Below are 18706 nucleotides of genomic sequence, written 5' to 3'. Positions count from 1 at the left end.
CGCCGCTACAGCTGGGTCGAGTCCGTCTCCACCGAACCGTGACGGCGGTACCCGACGACCTCGGCGGCGAGAATGACCGCGTTCTCCCCGAGCGCGAGCTGGGTGAACCCGATGGCCTCCGGCGAGGCCCACGCCTTGTGCAGGGCGTCGGTGAACACGCGGTCCTCACCATCCTCGAGCGACAGGTCGATGGTGTGGCCGCTGCGGACGAACACTTCGATGCGGCATCTCATCGCATGAGCGTAGAACTCACCGCCGCGGCCTCGCGCCGCCCGAACCGGCTCGGTCTGGACGAACCTGGCGACCTGGAACATCCCGCCGACCGCGCCCATCACGACATCGACCCAGAGTCGAGGCGCGGCAGTGTTTCGTGCGCCTGGCAGGGGCGCCGTAGGCGTCGAGGGCGAGCGCCACCCCGGCAAGGCGGCGGTCGACACACGGGGCAACCGGGAGATCACCGGCCAGCCTTCAGGGCAGAGGTTCCGGCCCAGGTTCCCTTGCGGTGGGCGGGACTGCGGAGTAGACCTGGTGGTAGAGAACGTCGACAGGCCAAGGCCGGATCAGCAGAGAAGGTCCGTCCTCCCGGCCGGTGTTCCCAGCACGAGCAGCACCGGGCACCCACGCGGAGCATGCCGCGATAAGGCTCAGCGCCGCGGGCCTGCGTCAGGACACGATTCTCGTGTGCTGACGCCGAGACCGAGCGACACGGCGCATTGTGCACGCCTGGTAACCCGATCACTTGTGCGGTCCGGACGTCGCCCCAGGCACCTCGGGGCGACGTCCGTTTGTTCTTTCCCAGCACGATTCCGCACCGGTATTCCACCGTGGCGCACTTGGATCTGGCGGTAGATCCTGCCTCGGCCGCCGGACCTGGACAGAGCTTGCCGAAGGTTGTGTTCGCCGGTCGGGGGAGGCACATTCCCGGTGCATGCCACAACCACGCGCCCGAAGATCATCGTGACCGCTGACAGGGACGGGGTCGCGTGCTGGCCGACCAGAGCGCGCGTTCGGGGCGGTGGCTTCGGACTCGACGCGGTGGCGGCTGCTCGACCGGCTCGACGACACCGCTCTGGCCGCTGTCGCCGCGGCCCGAGCGCGGGCCCGGGAGGTGGTCTGGGCTCAGCAGGCCGAGCCTCACGGTCGCGGGTGCCGACGCGGGTCGCGGGCCGGGCGCTGGACGTGCTGGTGTTCCTCGACGCTTCATCCCGATCATCCGAGCGGTCGTCGCGGGCGGCGTCGCGGTCCTCGTCGCGCTCGTCGCCCAAGGCCCCGTCTCCGCCCTGATCGTGCTCGCGATCGTCATCGGGATCATGCAGCTGGAAAGCCACGTCCTGCAGCCCCTGCTACTCGGACGCGCCGTCAAGCTGCACCCGCTCGCCGTCGTCCTCGCCATCGCCACCGGGCTGCTCGTCGGCGGCAACGCCGGAGCACTACTCGCGGTCCCGCTGCTCGCCGTGCTCAGCTCCGGCATCCGATCACTGCGCAGCGAGGCCGACGAGCACACCGACCCCCGCGACGTCCACACCAGCGAACCCGAACAGACCGGACCCGACGAACCCGGACTCGACCGCCAACCCGAGCTCGACCCGGACCCGGCCCCGGAGCCGGGCCGGCACGATTGAGGACCGGAAGGAATCGGCCCTCAGCGAACCGTGTTGGAGGCTGCCACCAACACCGGAGAGCGCCCATGATGGCTCCTATCGATTCCTACCCAGGAGGAGGAGTGCGATGACCAGTCCGCAGGAGCAGCTCAGCGACCTGACACGCCGCACCCAAGAGGGCTTCAAGAGCCTCTGGCAGCAGTGGACCGAGAAGAGCAACGAGCTGATGAAGGGGATGCCGCGTCGAACCCACGCGGCGACACCTGCCGGGGGCAACCCGGAGGAGGTCCTCGACGCCGTATTCGACTTCGCCGAGAACCTGATCGCCCAGCAGCGCATCTTCGCCAAACAGATGCTCGCCGCCGCCACCAAGGGGCAACAACCCGCCGCACAGGCACCCGACGCCCCGGCCTCCCCGCCGTCCACAGCAAGCAGCGCGAACGCGGAGCCGATGGGCCCTGGACACCACAACGCACCGGCCTCCCCGCCGCCGACGGCAGGCAGCGCGAACGCGGAGCCGATGGGCCCTGGTCACGGCACCACACCCGGCGCCGGCTGACCCCATCGGTCCCCGGGCCGCCTCTCACGCAAACGCCCCCTCCGGATCGCGAGAGGGGGCGTTCGCCTGCTGTCGGTCCTGAAAGCCTGCGACCTCACGGAGTCGACCTACCAGGCGGCGACGCCGCAGCCGGATTCATTGCTGTTGCCTGCGCAGCCCACGAACTCCGCGTCCCGTCACCGAACTCGACCACTTGCTCTGGCTCGCGGCACCGACGCCTTGTGAAGTGACCCCCGTCAGCCGGACACCTCGGTTTGTGTCCTGAGACCAGCAGCACGGTCAGCGGGGCACGACAATCGTGCTGCTCGTGGCGACCCGCACCGGGTTCGATGTGCGGGCGCCCCGCGGCACGTACCGGGCGCTCCTGCGGGCCGTGGTGGCCGCGCTCGTGCTCGCGGCCGCCGCCTACGTGAGCCTCGGCCTGATGCTGCGGGACGACTTCGATCCCGTGCCCGGCGTCGTCGACCTGCTGGGCGCCCTGCCGTCGCGGCTGGTCCCACCCGGCTACCTCGTCGGGGTCGCGCCCGGGTTCCTGCCCGTCGGTTGGGCGGCCACGATGCTCTACGAGTGGATCGGGCCCGCGGTGTGGCTGGTCCTGGCGGTCACGGCGCTGCGGACGTTCCTGCGCAGCCGCCCGGGCTCCGCGGAGTCGGACCTCGTCCGGGTGCGCGCCCTCCTCGGCGCGGGCGCGGGCGGGTCGTTGCAGTACATGGCGACCTGGCCGGGCCACGCCTACTGGTTCACCCCGGACGGCACCGGGGCCGTCGCGTACCGGGTGATCGGCGGGGTAGCCGTGACCACGGGCGGCCCCGTCGGACGTCCGGAGTCGGTGCCCGACGCCGTCGCCGGGTTCGCCGCCCACTGCCGCGAGCAGGGCTGGACCCCCTGCTTCTACAGCGTCGACGCCGTGGTGGCGGCCGTCACGCGCGAGCTGGGCTGGAGCACGGTGCAGGTGGCCGAGGAGACCCTGCTGCCCCTGGCGGACCTGACCTAGGACCTGTGCCTCCTGGGCGTGCACCGAGGGGGCGAACGACCCTGCCGGGCGATCCGGCCTGCAGAGCCGGCGTCGGGTCGGTCGGTGCGCCGAGATGGCCTGGGTCAGCCACGGTTGCACTCCGTCTCGTAGGCGGCGAGCGCCTCGCCGGAGGTGTCGTACCAGGCGTCGGGGGTGACGCCGTAGCGCTCCAGCTCGGCGCGAACGCCGTCGGCGAGATTCGAGGTGACGACGTGGACGCCGCGGGCACGCAGTCGGGCGAAGACGTCTGCCAGGACCGTCGACGCGGTGAAGTCGACGTCGCCGATGCCCGCTGCATCCAGGCAGAACCAGCGCAGGTCGGGGCCCGCCGCCAGCAGCGTCTCGACGTCGGCGAACAGGCGCGAGGCGTTCGCGAAGTACAACCCGCTGGCGAACCGGTACACGATGAGCCCACCGCTGGTCCGCGCGCCCCGGGCGACCGGCTCCGAGCGCCAGTGTCCGGCGGGCGACTTGACCAGGACGGCGTTGTGCGGGCTGTAACTGTGCCGCAGGTGGTCGACGATCGAGGCGACGACCGCGATCAGGACGCCGTCCTCGACGCCGAGCACGATCACGGCTACGGCGGTCAGCAGCGCGACGACGAACTCGGCGCGCCGCACGGCCAGGATGCGCCGCAGGCCCGCGACGTCGACCAGCTCGACTCCGATGAGGAACACGACGGCGGCCAGCGCGGCCAGCGGCAGGTGCGCGAGCGGGCCGGTCGCGACCAGACACACCACGACCACCGCGACGACGGAGGCGAGCTGGGCGAGCTGGCTGCGCCCGCCCGCACCGACCACCATCTGCGTCTTGGTCGGGCTGCCGTTGACGACGAACGCACCCGTCACCGTCGCGGCGAGGTTGGCGCCCGCCAGCCCGACCAGGTCGGCGTCGGTGTCGGGGGTCTCGTCGAACCGGGCGGCGTAGGCGCGGGCGGTTGCCGCGGACTGGGCCAGCACCACCAGGAGCATCGACGCCGCTGCGGGCAGCACGGCGGCGAGGTCGGACGGGGCCAGCGCAGGCAACGCGAGGCCCGGCAGCCCCGCCGGAACCGGGCCGAGCACAGCCACCCCGAACCGGCCGAGGTCGAAGACGGCGTCGGCGGCGACTGCGGCCACGACGGCCACCAGCGCGGCCGGGATGCGCCGGTCCACCCGCCGGCCGACGATCATGATCGCGATCGCGCCCAGTCCGACCCCGAGCGTCGGCAACGAGACGCCACCGAACTCGCCCACGAGATGCGCCAGCCGCGCCGGGAGGCCCCCGGACCCTCCCGCCACCCCGAGCATGTCGGGCACCTGACCCAACGCGACCTGCACGCCCACCCCGGTCAGGAAACCGACGAGCACCGTGCGGGACAGGAAATTCGCCAGGAACCCGAGCCGGGCCAGCCGCGCGAGCACCAACAGTACGGCCAGGACGAGCGTGGCGGTTCCGGCCAGCGCGGTGTAGCGCGGGCCGCCGGTCGCGGCCAGCCCGGCCAGGGCGGCCGCGAGGATCGCGGCGGTGGCGGAGTCGGCGCCCACGACCAGGTGCCGAGACGCGCCGAACAGCACGAACACCACCGCCGGCAGCAGCATCGTGTACAGGCCCGTGACCACGGGCATGCCCGCGATCCGCGCGTATCCCAGGACCTCCGGGACGGCCAGCGCGGCCAGCGTCGTCCCGGCCAGCAATTCCGGCAGCCACCGGCCGCGTTCCACCGGCAGGACCCCGGTCAGCACCGGCACCCGCGTCGCCCGCACGTCCACGCTCCTCGTCGTGTCGATCTGTGCCGGCGCACGATAGCCCTCGGCGGTGTGGGCACAGCACTGCTGGAGCACAGTCGAACTGCGGTGAGGCCACACTGCGGTCGTGTCGGGTGAGGAGTCGCACGGACCGGCGGGCGCTCCGCCGGATGTGCGGCCATGAATACCGGGTAGTCGAAGGCTTCGCGGACGTGCTTCCACGTCGAGGCCGTCTGCTCCTCGTCGAGCTCCTTCATCTTGGCCTTCACCTCGGCAAGCGCAGCCTTCGTCGCGGGGACCTGCGCAACGCGTCGGCGTACTTGCGCTTCAAGTCGCGCGCCTCAGCCGAAGCTGTGCCGTGCCAGCTGGGACCGGGGACCGTTGTGATTGGCGCACCTCGAACAAGGCCCTTCTTCACCGTTCGCGTCGGCGCCGGAAGTACGCGATTAACACCGAGCTTTCCCAGCGCATCAAGCAGCCGACGGAGTTCATCGTCACCAGAGTGCACTACGTCCTCGCCGGCACCCTTCAGAAGATTCGCTCGCCGAGTCCGTACTCGATTTCACTCTTAGCTCTCATCCGCGCAAATGCAGGCCTCGACCCGCACAGGCCGCGAAGGAGGCGTCGACGCGGGTCACGCCGCCTCGCCCGCGATCAGCGAGTTGCCACGGTCAACCCCGGCTTCTCAAGACGAGACCGCTCGGTCGCGGCCCCAGGAAGGCAACGTCCTGTCGGTTGCGCGAGCGCGAGTCGACCCGCTCGCGCGAAGGATGGACAGTGACGGCCGGGGCGCTGCCCCGATCACGGGGTCCCGGTCCAACCCGAGGTGGCCGCCGCTCCCGCGCCGATGTCCGATCCCTTTCTCCGATGGAGAGCGAAGGCGACCCAATGAAGATTGCCTACTTGAAATAGCGTCCGGCCCGACCACGAGGGGTGCGTCGGATACCAGACCACGAAGTCATTATCCCGGCAGTCACCTGCTCGGAAGTCGCTGTTCTGCCGAACCCAAAATGTCCTGTCGCGTTGTCCTCCACAGCGTCACCAGCGGTCATCATGAGTCCACGGCGGGCGCCAGCCGATCCACCGCGGCATGGCGACGACGGCCGCGAGGCTGATCACCGCGGTGAGAGCCAGGTAGCCTGCCGCCCACCACGGGGCGCCCCCACTCGCGGCGAGCAACCCGGTGAGAATGACCGGGGTGAGGCCGGACGCGTAGATTCCGGACCCCTGGAAGACTAGCGACATGCCCGTGTAGCGGACGTCGGTGTCGAACAGCTCGGCGAACAGCGTGGACTCCGCGCCGGTCATCAGCGCGTACCAGACTCCGAGCTGCAGGACCACGACCGCGGCCACGAGCCAGGGGACCCCCGTCTGCAGCGCGAGGAACGACGGCACCACGGTGATCCCGAACCCGGCGACGCCGGCGCCGAACACCCGGCGGCGGCTGAAGCGGTCCGCGAGGACTCCGGCGAGCGGAGTCAGCAGCGCCATCAGCAGCGCGCCCGCGGTGACCGCGAGCAGCACAACGATCTTGTCGACCTTCACCGTGGCAGTAGCGTAGGTGACCACGAAGACACCCCAGGTGTTGAACGCCGCGCCCTCAGCCCAGCGCGCCAGCAGCCCGGTCGTCAGGCCACGACGGTGCCCGCGGGTGCGGAACACCTCGACCACCGGAACCTTCGCCGTGGCCCCGGACTCGCGCAGGCGGCGGAACTCCGGGGTCTCCAGCACGGCCAGCCGCACCAGCAGGCCGACCACGACGAGCACCACGCTGAGCAGGAAGGCGATCCGCCAGCCGATCCGGAGGAAGGCCTCGTCGTCGAGCACCTCGCCGAGCAGCGCGAACACCCCGGTGCCCAGCGCGAGCCCGAGCCCGAGCCCGATCTGCGGGACGCTGCCGAACCGCCCTCGCCGCCCCGGCGGCGCGTTCTCCACCGCGAGCAGCACCGCGCCGCCCCACTCGCCGCCGACGGCGAGGCCCTGCAGCACCCGCAGCACGACGAGCAGCACCGGCGCCGCGATGCCGATCGCGGCGTAGGAGGGCAGCAGCCCGATGAGCGCGGTCGCAGCGCCCATCAGCACCATGGTCGCGACGAGCGTGCGCTTGCGGCCCAGCCGGTCCCCAATGTGCCCGAACAGCACCCCGCCGATCGGGCGTGCCACGAACCCCACGGCGAAGGTGCCGAAGGCCAGCAGCGTTCCGGCCACCTCGTCGCCCACCGGGAAGAACAGCTTCGGGAAGACCAGCCCCGCCGCCGTGGCGTAGAGAAAGAAGTCGTACCACTCGACGGTCGTGCCGACGAGGCTCGCGAGGAGGACGGTGCGAGGACGGGTGACCGGGCGGTTCTCGAGCGCCGTCCCCGCGGCGGTCACTGGCGGCCCGCCTGAGCGGCGAAGGGCACGGTCCGGGCCGCGTCGGTGCGCAGCCCGCCGCCGGGCGGGGGCTCCCACAGCCCGCGGCGCTGCAGGATCGGCAGCACGCCCTCCCCCATCCACCACGCCTCCTCGAGATGCGGGTAGCCGGAGAGCACGAACTCGTCGATGCCGGCCTCGTGGTACTCACTCATCCGGTCGGCGACCTCGGTGTGGCTGCCGACCAGCGCGGTCCCGGCGCCGCCGCGAACGAGACCGACCCCGGCCCAGAGGTTCGGCGCGATCTCCAGACTCTTCGCGGTGCCGCCGTGCCGGCCGTTGTGCAGCGCGCGCATCCGGCGCTGCCCCTCGGACTCGCTGGCCGCAAGCCCGGCCTGCACGTCCTCGATCGTGACCGGATCCAGCGCGGCGAGCAGCGACTCCGCCTGGGCCCAGGCCTGCTCGGCGATGTCGCGGGTGATCACGTGCAGCCGGATGCCGAACCGCACGGCCCGGCCGCGGTCGGCGGCGAGCTTGCGGATCCACTCGATCTTCTCGGCGACCTGGGCCGGCGGCTCGCCCCACGTCAGGTAGACGTCGGCGTGCTCGGCGGCCACGTCGCCCGCGACCGGCGAGGACCCGCCGAAGTAGATCGGCGGCACCGGGTCGGGCAACCGGTCGAGGAACGCGCCCTCGACGTGCACGTGCTCGCCGTCGAGGTCCACGGTCTCACCGCGCCACAACGCCCGCACGACCTGCAGGAACTCGCGGGTGCGGGCGTAGCGGCCGTCCTTGTCGAGGAAGTCGCCGTAGGCGCGCTGCTCCTTCGACTCGCCGCCGGTCACGACGTTGAGCAGCAGCCGGCCGCTGGAGTGGCGCTGGTAGGTCGCTGCCTGTTGAGCCGCGAGGGTGGGCGAGATCGAGCCCGGCCGGAAGGCGACCAGGAACTTCAGCCGTTCAGTGTGCGCGACCAGCATCGCCGTCGTCAGCCAGGCGTCCTCGCACCAGGCGCCGGTCGGGGTGAGCGCGCCGGTGAAGCCGACCTGCTCGGCCGCGCGGGCGACCTGGGTCAGGTACTCGATCGAGGCGGGCCGGATCGACCCGGCCGAGCCGGTGCCGACGCCGTGGCCGCCGCCGACGAGCTGGCGGCCGTCGCCGTTGGTGGGCAGGAACCAGTGCAGGGTGAGCGGGGGCATGGGAGTCCTTCGGAGCGGGCGGGTACGGCGGACGCGGCTCAGGCCGGACAGACCGCCGACCGGATCCGGCCGAGGTCGACCCATCGACGCCGGGTCAGCTCGCTGCCTCCCATGTCCCGACACCAACACGGCGGAGCCGGCGGGGCAAGCCGGGGGATTGGGGGTGTGAGGAGCCCCGTCGAAAGGCGGAACCGGTCTCCTGCCGGACCAGCGCCGCGTTTCGTCCGTCGCGTCAAGGCCTCGCGATCACGGGCGCCTCTGCCCTTGGAAGCCCAGACCGAGGCACGCCGGCGACGGTCGTGACCCTGCTCATCCATCCGGTCGCTCCGCTCTCAAACGAGCGATGTCGGCCTCGACACGCTCGAGCGCTGCACGGAGAGGCCGTCGAGTGCCGCCGCCGGCCCGCGCGATCCGACGGGCAAGGTCATGGCGATGGATCTCGTGCACGCCAGACCGGACGTTCCAGCGCACCGGTCCGTCGGGTTCGCCGGCGAGAACGTGCCAGGTGTACTCCAGCGCCTGCTGCACCGCGAGAGGATCGGCGCCGGCCAGCTCGGTCGTTGCCTGGGTCACCGCGTCGACCGGGTCGAGTACCGGCGAGTCGACGGCCCGGGTCAGCACCGCACGAACCAGCGCGAGATCGGCGATCTGCTCGTCGATCCGCTCCCGGTCCAGCCGGTCGAGCCGGGCCCGCCACCGCCGCCACAGGGCGGCTACCGAGACCCGGTGCACGGTCACCACCGCCGCCCTACCGGAAGAACCCGGAGCCGGCGAGGCCGAGGTGCTCGCGCAGGGTCGTGCCGGCGTAGCGCTCCCGGTAGACCCCGCGCTCCTGCAGCTCGGGCACCAGGCGGTCGACGATGTCGTCGAGCCCGTCCGGGGTCAGGTACGGGGAGATGTTGAACCCGTCGACCGCGCCCGCCCGCACGAAGTGCGCGAACTTCTCGGCCAACCCGGCGGGCGTGCCGACGTGCCCACGCTGCGGCCCGAGCGCGATCACCGTCTCGCGCAGGCTGAGCCCCCGTGCCTCCGCCGTGTCACGCCAGGTCCGCACGATCTCCCGCGGGTCCTTCCACCGACGACTGCCCATCTCCCCCGTCGGCTCGACGACGACGGGGTCCTCGGCGGGCAACGGGCCGTCGGCGTCCCGATCGGACAGGTCGATACCCCACACCTGCCCCGCGATCGCCAACGCCGTCGCGGGGGTGACCTGGTGCAACCGGATCCAGTGCGCCTTCTCGGCGGCCTCCTCCTCGGTGTCGCCGAGGACGATCTCCGTGCCGGGCAGGATGCGGAGCGCATCCTCCGACCGCCCCGCCGTGCGCAGCCGAGCGCGGATGTCGGTGGCGAAGGCCAGCGCGTCGGCGAAGTCGGAGCCGTGCGCGGAGAAGATGACGTCGGCGTTGCGCGCGGCGAAGTCCCGCCCCTCCGCGGAGTCGCCCGCTTGGAAGATCACCGGGTGTCCTTGCGGGCTGCGCGGCAGCGTCGGGGTGATCTCGACGTCGAACTGGCTCGTCCGGGCCCCGACCGTCGCGATGCCCTTCGGATCGGCCCAGTCCTCCGCGTCCGTGCTCGTCGCGATCGCGTCGGTGTCCCACGAGTCCCAGATCTGCCGGGCCACGGTGAGGAACTGCTCGGCGCGCACGTACCGGTCGGCGTGGTCGAGGTAGCCGCCGCGCCGGAAGTTCTCGCCGGTCCAGGCGTTGTCGGTGGTCACCACGTTCCACCCCGCCCGGCCGTTCGAGAGCAGGTCCAGGCCGGAGAGCCGCCGGGCGAGGTCGGCCGGCTCGTTGTAGGTGGTGTTCTGCGTGGCCACCAGCCCGATCCGGGACGTGAGGCCGGCCAGCGCGGCCAGCTGCGTGATCGCGTCCGGCCGCCCGGCCACGTCGAGATCGTGGATCTTCCCGCCGGACTCCCGCAGCCGCAGCCCCTCACCGAGGAAGAACGCGTCGAACAGGCCACGCTCCGCCGTGCCGATCATCCGGCGGAACGACGAGAAGTCGATCTGCGAGCCACTCTCGGGCAGCGACCAGATCGTCCAGTGGTTGACGCCCTGGAAGAACACCCCGAGGTGCAGCTGGGCGTGCGGGCGCGGGTAGTCGGTGCTGCTCATGCGGTGCCCTCCACGGGGGTGAGGTGCCGGGCGAACCGGCTGGCGGGGCGGGTCAGCCCGAGGGTCGTGCGGAGCGAGGTCCCCGGCTGCGGCCGCGCGGCGGTACCGGACCGGAACAGGGCCGGGAGTACCCGGGCGGACAGCTCCGGGAGGTCCTCGTCGAGGACCGCGGGGCGCAGCCGGACCCCGTCGACCACTCCGGCGAGCTCCTCCAACAGCGCCATCAGCCCGCCGGGCGGACCGGCGTACCGCAGCCGCGGACCGGCCGCCCACGGCGCGTGCCGGTCCAGGTCGGCCAGCCGCTCCGCGGCGGTGTGGGCCGGGGTGTCGAGGGCGATCTCGACCTCGGCGAACCGCAGGCCGGGGCCGTCGCCGGCGAGGTCCGCGACGGACCGGCCCTCCACCAGCTCGACGTCGGCCGCGCCCGCAGGCAGCAGACCCGCCGGCGCGAGCACGACGAGCTGCCCCTGCGGCGGCCGGGGCACGATCGCCGGGCCCTTGACCGTGTACGTCTCGCCGACGAAATCGATGTAGTGCAGCTTGTCCCGGTCCAGGTAGCGCCCGGTGTCGACGTCGCGGACGGCGGCGTCGTCCTCCCAGGAATCCCACAGGTCCCGGGCCACCCGCCCGGCGTCGCGGGCCTCGCGGCGCAGCGCCTCCTCGCCCTCCACGGTCGGGCGCCCCAGGGAGCGGGCGGCCGCCGGGTCGGCCGTCGCCGCGACGAGCCAGGCGGCCCGGCCGGTGGCGGCGAAGTCGAGCGAGGCGAGCTGCGACGAGACGTGGAACGGCTCGGAGTACGTCGTGGACACGACGGGCGCGAGGCCGAGCACGCTGGTATGCACCGCCGCGAACGCGGCCCGCTCCACCGCGCCGATCCGCCCGACCGGCCCCACCCCGTCGGGCGGGAGCAGCGAGTCGTCGAAGGTCGCGAGGGTGGCGCCGGCGTTCTCGGCGACCTGGGCGAGCGCGCGGACGCGCTCGGGGGTGAGCAGCGCGGCGGGGGCGTGCGAGGCCCGCCGCCACGCGGCGGGATGGGCGCCCTCGCCGTCGAGCTCGACGGCGAGGTGCAGGGGGCGGCTCATGAGTGCTCCTCCGACGATCAGGACGCGGGCTTTCGCGGCAGGCCGGGCGGGTTGACGGCGGAGGTCTGCAGCGCTTCGTTCGTCAGGTTCCAGCGACCGAGGACCTCGGTGTACTTCCCGTTCGCGATCACCGAGTTCAGGGCCTCGTTCAGCGCCGTGACCAGCCCGTTGTCCTTCTTGGTCATCGCCGCGATGTCGGCCTGCACGCCGCCGCCGCCTCCGTTGACCGAGCCGACGATCTTCGTCTTGCCGCCGGTTGCGACGTGGTACGCCACGCCCGGGTTCGGCCCGAAGTAGGCGTCGAGACGGCCGGAGTCGAGGGCGAGGTAGTAGTCGCCGACGTTCTGGTAGTACTGGATCGTCGCCGGCGCGAGCCCCGCCTTCTCGTTCTGCGCATTCCAGTCGACCAGGATCTGCTCCTGGTTCGTGCCCGAGCCCACGCCGATGGTGAGCCCGGAGATGTCGGCCGGCTTCTCGATCCGCTGCACCTTCCCGGCGTTCGTCGCCTCGAAGGACACGGTGTCCACCCGGTAGGTGGCGAAGTCGTACTTGTCCTTGCGCTCCTCGGTCACCGTGATGTTCGAGAAGCCGGCGTCGTACTGCCCGGACTCCACGGCCAGGAAGAGGTTCTCCCAGGAGGTCGGCTGCAGGTCGAGCTTCAGCCCGAGGGTGTCGGCGACGAGCTGGGCCAGGTCGGGCTCGACCCCGATGACGGTGCGGTCGTCGTCCGCCCGGAAGGAGAGCGGCGGGTTCCCGCTGCCGGTGGTGCCCACCACGAGGGTGCCGCGGTCACGGATCGCCTGCGGCACCTTCGCGGCGATGGCGTCGACCTTCTCGGCCCGCACCTGGTTCTGTTCCGGGCTGGTGTTGACGGCGGCGCCGGCGGCCGACGGCGGGGCCGCGGCCCGGTCGGGGTCCGGCCCGGAGCAGGCCACGGCCGCCAGTACCGGGACGAGGAGGGCGACGGCGGCGAGCCGCAGGTGGCGCAGCGGCCGGGGGATGCGGGACATGGGTTTCCTTCGGTCGGTGGGAGCGCCGGGTCAGCGCAGGACGGCGCCGAGGAAGGCGCGGGTGCGGGGTTCGCGGGGGTCGTCGAGGACCTGGGTGGGCGGCCCCTGCTCGACGACGCGGCCCTCGTCGAGGAACACCACGGTGTCGGCCGCCTCGCGGGCGAAGCCGATCTCGTGGGTGACCACGACCATGGTGGTGCCGCTGCGGGCGAGGTCGCGCATGACGTCGAGAACCTCCCCGACCAGCTCGGGATCCAACGCCGAGGTGGGCTCGTCGAACAGCAGGAGCTTGGGTCGCAGGGCAAGCGCGCGGGCGATCGCGACCCGCTGCTGCTGACCGCCGGAGAGCCGGCGCGGGTACGCGTCCACCTTGTCGACGAGCCCGACGCGGTCCAGCAGCTCGCGGGCCTCGCCGAGCACGGTCGCCCGGTCCCGGCCCTGCGCGGAGAGCGGCGCCTCGGCGACGTTGTCGAGCACGGTGAGGTGCGGGAACAGGTTGAAGTTCTGGAACACGAAGCCGATGCGGCTGCGCTGGCGCAGGACCTGCCGCTCCGGCAGCTCGTGCAGCTTCCGCCCGGAGCGCCGGTAGCCGATCAGCTCGCCGTCGACCCGGACGAACCCGCGGTCGACCTTCTCCAGATGGTTGATGGTGCGCAGCAGCGTGGACTTGCCGGAGCCCGACGGCCCGAGCACCACCGTCACCTCGCCGGGCCGGACCGTGAGGTCGACGCCGCGCAGCACCTCGATCCCGCCGAAGCTCTTGTGCACGCCGCGCAGGTCGACCATCGGTGCGGGGCTCACGCCGCCACCTCCCGCCGGAACCTGGCGAACGTGGCCCGTAGCCGTTGCAGGGGCGTGGGCGGCAGGACGCGCAGCGCCCCCTTGGCGTAGTGCCGCTCCACGTAGAACTGCCCGATGGACAGCACGGTGGTCAGCACCAGGTACCAGACCGCCGCGACCAGCAGCATCGGGATCACCCGGCCGGTCCGGGTGTAGATCACCTGCACCTGGTAGAAGAGCTCGGACAGCGCCATGATGTAGACCACCGACGTGCCCTTGACCAGGCCGATCAGCTCGTTCGCCGCCGTCGGGACGATCGTGCGCATGGCCTGCGGGAGCTGGATGCGCCGGAAGCGGCGCCAGCGCGGGATGCCCAGCGCGGCGGCGGCCTCGAGCTGGCCCTGGTCGATGCCGAGGAAGCCGGAGCGCACGACCTCCGCGGCATAGGCGGCCTGGTGCAGCGCGAGACCCAGCACCGCGGCGGTCACCGGCCCGACCAGGTCCATCGCGCCGATCTCGAACAACGCCGGCCCGAAGGGGACGCCGAACGAGATCGAGTCGTAGAGCAGCGCGAGGTTGTACCAGAACAGCAGCTGCAGGATCAGCGGGACGGACCGGAAGATCCAGATGTAGGTCCAGCTGACCGAGCGCAGCAACGGGTTCGGCGAGAGCCGCATGACCGCGAGGACCGTCCCGAGCACGAACCCGACGACGATCCCCAGCACGGTGAGCTGCAGGGTCAGGAGCACCGCGCGGATGATCGACGGCGCGAAGAGGTACTGCCCGACGGTCGCCCAGTCCCACGCCGCGTTGGTCACCAGGGCGTGCAGCGCCATCGCGACCAGCACCACGACGACCGCAGTCGCCACCCACCGCCACGGGTGGCGGGCCTGGACGATCGTCAAATCGGCGTCGTCCGGGCCCTCCTCGCGGGCGGGCGGGGCGTGCGCGGTGGCGAGCTCACTCATCACGGTCTCCGGTCAGGTGCTTCTCGAACGGGTGGGGACCGATCTCCTCGGGATCGAGGGAGCGGTCGTAGAGCGGGGTGTAGCCGGTAGCCAGGTACAGCTGCTGTGCCTCGGGCTGGCGCGGCCCGGTGGTCAGGTAGATCCGGCGGTAGCCGCGCGCCGAGATCTCGGCCTCGAGCTCGGCCAGCACGCGTCGGGCGAGGCCGCGGCGGCGGTGGGCCGAGTCCGTCCAGATCCGCTTGAGCTCGGCGGTGTCGGCGCCCCACCGGCGGAAGGCACCACCCGCGACCGGGACGCCCTCGGCGAGCAGCAGGATCAGCCCGCCGTCCGGCGGCGCGAACCGGGCGCGCTCGCGGCGTATCTCCTCGGCGAGGTCACCGAGGGTGTGCCGATAGCGCGTCCAGTACTCGTGGTCGAGCTCGACGAGCATCGGCAGGACGAGCGGATCGGTGTAGTCGACCCGTCGGGTCTCGAGCGGAACCGTCACCGCACCCCTCCGGCGTGGGCGTGGTGGTGCGGACAGATGGACATGAGGGACCCCCGAAGCGGTGCGCACGAGGGCACACCGGAGCACTGTGGACGGACGGTCCGCGTTCGCGCGGCCGTGACGAAGGGCTGGTCGGTGAGGGGTAGGAGCAGCGCCGATCAGCGCAGCGCCGATCAGCGACAGCGCCGATCAGAAGCAGGGGCGGTCAGCGACAGAGCGCGGTGTGCGTCCGGCAGAGGTCGACGTGTCGCCGGCGCGTCCACCAACAGCGCAGCTGCCGGCGCGCGGGCACCCGCAGCACTCGGCTCGACATACCGCTCCCATCGGTCCCGGCGGTAGCACCCTGCGCCGTGGGCGCGGGTTGCTGCGGCGTCGTCGAGCCGGGTCTCTCGGCCGCTCTGGATGGACTTCTCGCACTCAACCCGTCACCCGATCCGGTTGTCAAGAGCATGAACATGCAAGTGTCATCGGCGCCACACCCGTCCTGAGCTGCGGAAAGGTCCGGACATTCGCGGGGCGGCGACCGGTGTGCCGGGCTCAGGAGGCGAGGCGGGTCCGGGCCCGCGCCGCCCACTCCTGCGCCAGCAGCGCCTGGGAGGCGACCCGGTCGTCGTGCCGGTGCGTGATCGTGGTGACCAGCAGCTCGTCGGCACCCGTGACCCGCTGCAAGGCCTCGAGGCGCTCGGCGACGGTGGTCGGCGAGCCGACGAACTGGGTCGCCACCCGGTCCGCCACCAGCGCCCGGTCCTCGTCGGACCACGGGTGCGCGGTCGCCGTGGCCGGGTCGGGGAACGGGATGGCGCCGGCGCCGGCGCGGATGCTGTGCACCCACGGTCCGTAGCCCGCGGCCAGCTCGCCGGCGGTCGCGTCGTTCTTCGCGACGACCACATCGGCCGACACCATCACGTACGGCGCAGCCAGGCGCTCCGACGGCCGGAACGCCTTGCGGTAGGCGTCCACCGCCTCGAGCACGGTCCCGGGGCTGACGTGGTAGTTCGCCGCGAACGCCAGACCGCGCTCCCCCGCGACGACCGCGCTGTCGCCGCCGCTGCGCAGGCCGCTCCAGGACACCCAAAGGTGATCATCCCGAGGTACGATCTCCCCAGGTAGGAAGGGGTGGGCCCCGTGAGGATCGAACTCACAACCCGCGGATTAAAAGAGGATGGTTACTCACATCACAGCGCATCTGCCAGCGACAACAATAACGCGACCGGTGCCTCGGCCCACCGTGACAACACCTGTCGACGCGGTTTCGTGTCACGACTCGTGTCACGTCGGCATCGTCAACCACTCCCCATCACGACGGGGTCGCCGAGCACGCGGGCCGGTATGAGGACTGGCTCGATCTCGAACGCTCGGCCGCCGTGCCGACTACTTCGAAGAGCGGGATCGCGGCCAGATGCGGGTCGACGGTGTGGGTAGAGCACGATCACCAAGGCCACAAAGCTGGCCGGACCTCGTGCCATCTCATGGTCTTGCGCAGGGATGGCAGGGCCCGCGGCGTGGGCTGGGAGATGTAGGCGACGACTCCGGGGACGCCGAAGATGAGGTCGCTGACCGACGCCTACTGGACGACCTCTGATCAGCCTGGTCGTGAGTTCGAGCTTCTCTACTAAACCAGCGCCCGGCAGGCCGTTTGACACCGGCGGCGGCGCCTTCGTGGCACTGGCTGCGGCGGACGCGCAACACATACTGGATCTCCAGTCGCACGAGCCGACCGAGCCGGTACAACCGGACGGTCTCCTCCTTGATGGTCGCAATTCGAAGGCCGACCGCCCCGGCGTTCGATCATGCTCACGCTTCGACGACAAGCCTGGAAGCTCCGGGCACGAGAGACGCAGGGAAGAATCAACTCGCCCGCGTCGCGCTCCTCCCGAGTGAGTACCGCGTCTCGATGATCAGCGACGCCCTCGACGAGGCCGAGCTCGCACGTACCACACGTCCCCTCCTTGCAATCGAAGTTGAGGTCGAGACCGGCTTCCAGCATGGCGTCGAGCATGGTCTGCCCGATCGCCACAGCCACGGTCACACCCGATTCCGCGCACTCCACCTCGAACGCCGTCTGGCTGTCCGCGTCGCCGACCAGGGCCGCCGTCGTGAACCGCTCCACGTGCAGTCGGCCTGTTGGCCAACCGGCACAGTGGCTCTCCACGGCCGCCAGTAGAGGTTCGGGCCCACAGCAATAGACGTGTCTCTGGCCAGGGACTTTCAGGAGCTCGGCCAGGTCGAGCAGCCCGTGTTCATCCTGGGGCACCACCTCGACCTTGTCACCGTAGGTGGCCACCTGCCCGAGGAAAGCCATCGAACCACGCGACCGCCCGCCGTAGACGAGACGCCAGGGACGCCCTTCGGCCTCGGCGCGCGCGATCATCGGCAACAGCGGAGTGATACCGATTCCGCCGGCGATGAACAGGTATTCGGCTGCCTCACCGAGGCGGAAGTGGTTGCGCGGTGGGCGGACTGTCACTGAATGTCCGGGGCCCAAGATGTCGTGCACGAAGCGTGATCCTCCGCGACTCCTGGGCTCCAACAGCACCCCGAGCCGGTAGTGGTGTCGATCCGCCGGGTCCCCGCACAGCGAGTACTGCCGCGTTATACCGGGCAGGCACAGGTCGATGTGTGCGCCGGGTTCCCACGGCGGCAGCTCGCCCCCCTCCGCGTCCGCGAGCAGCACCGAGACGACTCCGTCGGCCTCGCGGACCACCTGCCGGACGATCAGCCTCAGCTCTTCAGCGGCCCCCAGCGGAACGCGGGCAACCTCGGCATTCATGAACAGCCTCACTTCGTGGGGGACTTCGGATCCGGGCCCCGCGTCGAGGCCGCGTCGGAGAGAGCTGGGCGTTGGGTCGGTACGCATCGCGCAGACGAACTCGGAAGCCTCAGGCAGCGGGTGTCTTCCGCTCGGAGAGCAGCATGTTCACCACGGCCCGAGCACCTCCGGACTGCGGCATCGGTTCGTAGGCGTACACCTCGCCCCGAACGCCCGGCCCGATCATGCCGAGCATCACCAGCCAGTTGAGGAACTCGTGGTGCCCATGACGAAGCAGGGTGTAAGGATCGAGATCGCCCAGTTCCGGTCCCCGCCCATCGTGCAACATCTGCAGGACATGGCTGTCGAACTCGACGTCGCTGTTGCCGACCTCTCCCGGGTCCAGCCGGTGCGACAGACCACCGGTGGCCAGAACGGCGATGCGCTCCTCGCGGGCTTCGACGACATATCGGAGCACCTCGCCGAAGGACCGGGCTCCGAACGGGGAGAAGCCACGCGCCGGCTGAGTGACGATCGGGACGACTGGGATGCCCGGACGCGGTAGCAGCTCTCGGAGCGGCACGATCAACCCGTGATCGAGGTCGACCCGACCCACCTCCGTCACCTCCACCCCCTCGGCGCGCAAGCAGTCCGCGATCGCGTAGGCATATGCCGGCATCCCCTTAAGAGATAGATCCAGGTCGGGCCGATCGCGAACTGCCATCGAGCCGGTGTGGCGCTCGCCGGTGCCGACGACGAACGTGCCGGTCGAGAAGCTCTGCTGATGGCGGTCCGTGATCACGATCATCAGGTCCGGCGCGGCTGCGGCGATGTCCTGTGAAAGCCGCGCGTAGCCGGCACTCAGACGAGCAGCGGCATCGGGCGGGTCGATTGCGGGGCCGGCCGGCAAGGCCGCCGCATGGGAGCACCCGCCGGCGAACACGATGTTGACCGGGACCGCCGGGGCAGGAGACGCCGTCACGAGTTCGACTGGCAGCGGTGGCTGATCGTCGGGGGGCGTGCGGCCGGCGCACGCACCACGCTCTGTGATCATGTTGTTGCCTTTC

16 protein-coding genes, 1 pseudogene and 1 riboswitch are annotated in these 18706 nt (G+C 71.4%); of the genes and pseudogenes, 3 read left to right on the top strand and 14 right to left on the bottom strand.

The window, feature by feature from the left end; translation table 11 throughout:
* Positions 1 to 5: 5 nt before the first annotated feature.
* On the bottom strand, positions 6 to 233 hold the full coding sequence (locus WBK50_RS01335) for a hypothetical protein (RefSeq protein WP_341333855.1): 228 nt from the start codon (positions 231 to 233) through the stop codon (positions 6 to 8).
* Positions 234 to 1124: 891 nt separating this feature from the next.
* Here WBK50_RS01335 and WBK50_RS01330 point away from each other — a divergent pair.
* From WBK50_RS01330 to WBK50_RS01320, 3 genes and pseudogenes are all read left to right on the top strand, one after another.
* Positions 1125 to 1622 (top strand): annotated as a pseudogene (locus tag WBK50_RS01330) (AI-2E family transporter); the annotation flags it as partial.
* Positions 1623 to 1728: 106 nt separating this feature from the next.
* Entirely contained in the window at positions 1729 to 2160 is a 432-nt protein-coding gene (locus WBK50_RS01325; RefSeq protein ID WP_341333854.1) for a hypothetical protein, read from the top strand.
* A 307-nt stretch (positions 2161 to 2467) separates the two neighbouring features.
* Positions 2468 to 3154 carry a DUF2156 domain-containing protein gene (locus tag WBK50_RS01320; protein ID WP_341333853.1) on the top strand — a complete coding sequence of 229 codons (687 nt, stop codon included), beginning with the start codon at positions 2468 to 2470 and terminating at the stop codon, positions 3152 to 3154.
* Between the two features lie 104 nt (positions 3155 to 3258).
* On the opposite strand, the gene WBK50_RS01315 is transcribed toward WBK50_RS01320, so the two are convergent.
* The 13 genes from WBK50_RS01315 to WBK50_RS01255 all read right to left on the bottom strand — a co-directional run bounded on the left by WBK50_RS01315 (position 3259) and on the right by WBK50_RS01255 (position 18693).
* Positions 3259 to 4920: a SulP family inorganic anion transporter gene (locus tag WBK50_RS01315; protein WP_341333852.1), complete on the bottom strand. Its 1662-nt coding sequence runs from the start codon at positions 4918 to 4920 to the stop codon at positions 3259 to 3261.
* Positions 4921 to 5940: 1020 nt separating this feature from the next.
* The gene (locus WBK50_RS01310; RefSeq protein WP_341333851.1) at positions 5941 to 7275 is read right to left on the bottom strand and encodes an MFS transporter; all 1335 of its coding nucleotides are present in this window, start codon (positions 7273 to 7275) and stop codon (positions 5941 to 5943) included.
* Positions 7272 to 8450 (bottom strand): LLM class flavin-dependent oxidoreductase, encoded by a 1179-nt coding sequence (locus tag WBK50_RS01305; RefSeq protein ID WP_341333850.1) that lies wholly within the window; start codon positions 8448 to 8450, stop codon positions 7272 to 7274. Before WBK50_RS01305 ends, WBK50_RS01310 begins: the two co-directional genes overlap by 4 nt.
* Positions 8451 to 8759: 309 nt before the next feature.
* Complete coding sequence (locus WBK50_RS01300) at positions 8760 to 9188, bottom strand: hypothetical protein (protein WP_341333849.1); 429 nt, start codon at positions 9186 to 9188, stop codon at positions 8760 to 8762.
* 10 nt (positions 9189 to 9198) lie between these two features.
* On the bottom strand, positions 9199 to 10563 hold the full coding sequence (locus WBK50_RS01295; protein ID WP_341333848.1) for an NtaA/DmoA family FMN-dependent monooxygenase: 1365 nt from the start codon (positions 10561 to 10563) through the stop codon (positions 9199 to 9201).
* Positions 10560 to 11645, bottom strand: coding sequence for an LLM class flavin-dependent oxidoreductase (locus tag WBK50_RS01290; protein WP_341333847.1), 1086 nt, complete (start codon positions 11643 to 11645; stop codon positions 10560 to 10562). The genes WBK50_RS01295 and WBK50_RS01290 overlap by 4 nt, the downstream gene beginning before the upstream one ends.
* A 17-nt stretch (positions 11646 to 11662) precedes the next feature.
* Positions 11663 to 12655 carry an ABC transporter substrate-binding protein gene (locus WBK50_RS01285; RefSeq protein ID WP_341333846.1) on the bottom strand — a complete coding sequence of 331 codons (993 nt, stop codon included), beginning with the start codon at positions 12653 to 12655 and terminating at the stop codon, positions 11663 to 11665.
* A gap of 30 nt (positions 12656 to 12685) precedes the next feature.
* A complete protein-coding gene (locus WBK50_RS01280; RefSeq protein WP_341339248.1) occupies positions 12686 to 13441 on the bottom strand; it encodes an amino acid ABC transporter ATP-binding protein in 756 nt (251 codons plus the stop codon).
* An 11-nt stretch (positions 13442 to 13452) separates the two neighbouring features.
* Positions 13453 to 14403, bottom strand: a complete 951-nt coding sequence (locus WBK50_RS01275; protein ID WP_341333845.1) for an amino acid ABC transporter permease — start codon at positions 14401 to 14403, stop codon at positions 13453 to 13455.
* Positions 14396 to 14890 carry a GNAT family N-acetyltransferase gene (locus WBK50_RS01270; RefSeq protein ID WP_341333844.1) on the bottom strand — a complete coding sequence of 165 codons (495 nt, stop codon included), beginning with the start codon at positions 14888 to 14890 and terminating at the stop codon, positions 14396 to 14398. The genes WBK50_RS01275 and WBK50_RS01270 overlap by 8 nt, the downstream gene beginning before the upstream one ends.
* Positions 14891 to 15207: 317 nt before the next feature.
* Positions 15208 to 15299: riboswitch (SAM riboswitch) on the bottom strand.
* 128 nt (positions 15300 to 15427) lie between these two features.
* A complete protein-coding gene (locus tag WBK50_RS01265) occupies positions 15428 to 15961 on the bottom strand; it encodes an LLM class flavin-dependent oxidoreductase (protein WP_341333843.1) in 534 nt (177 codons plus the stop codon).
* Positions 15962 to 16502: 541 nt separating this feature from the next.
* Entirely contained in the window at positions 16503 to 17660 is a 1158-nt protein-coding gene (locus tag WBK50_RS01260) for a PDR/VanB family oxidoreductase (protein WP_341333842.1), read from the bottom strand.
* A 109-nt stretch (positions 17661 to 17769) separates the two neighbouring features.
* Positions 17770 to 18693 carry a DODA-type extradiol aromatic ring-opening family dioxygenase gene (locus tag WBK50_RS01255; protein WP_341333841.1) on the bottom strand — a complete coding sequence of 308 codons (924 nt, stop codon included), beginning with the start codon at positions 18691 to 18693 and terminating at the stop codon, positions 17770 to 17772.
* Positions 18694 to 18706: the final 13 nt, after the last annotated feature.

Origin of the sequence: Pseudonocardia sp. T1-2H, from assembly GCF_038039215.1 — a bacterium.
GTDB lineage: Bacteria > Actinomycetota > Actinomycetes > Mycobacteriales > Pseudonocardiaceae > Pseudonocardia.
Note: the sequence above shows the minus strand (reverse complement) of the source record. Positions and strands in the feature narration are given on the sequence as shown.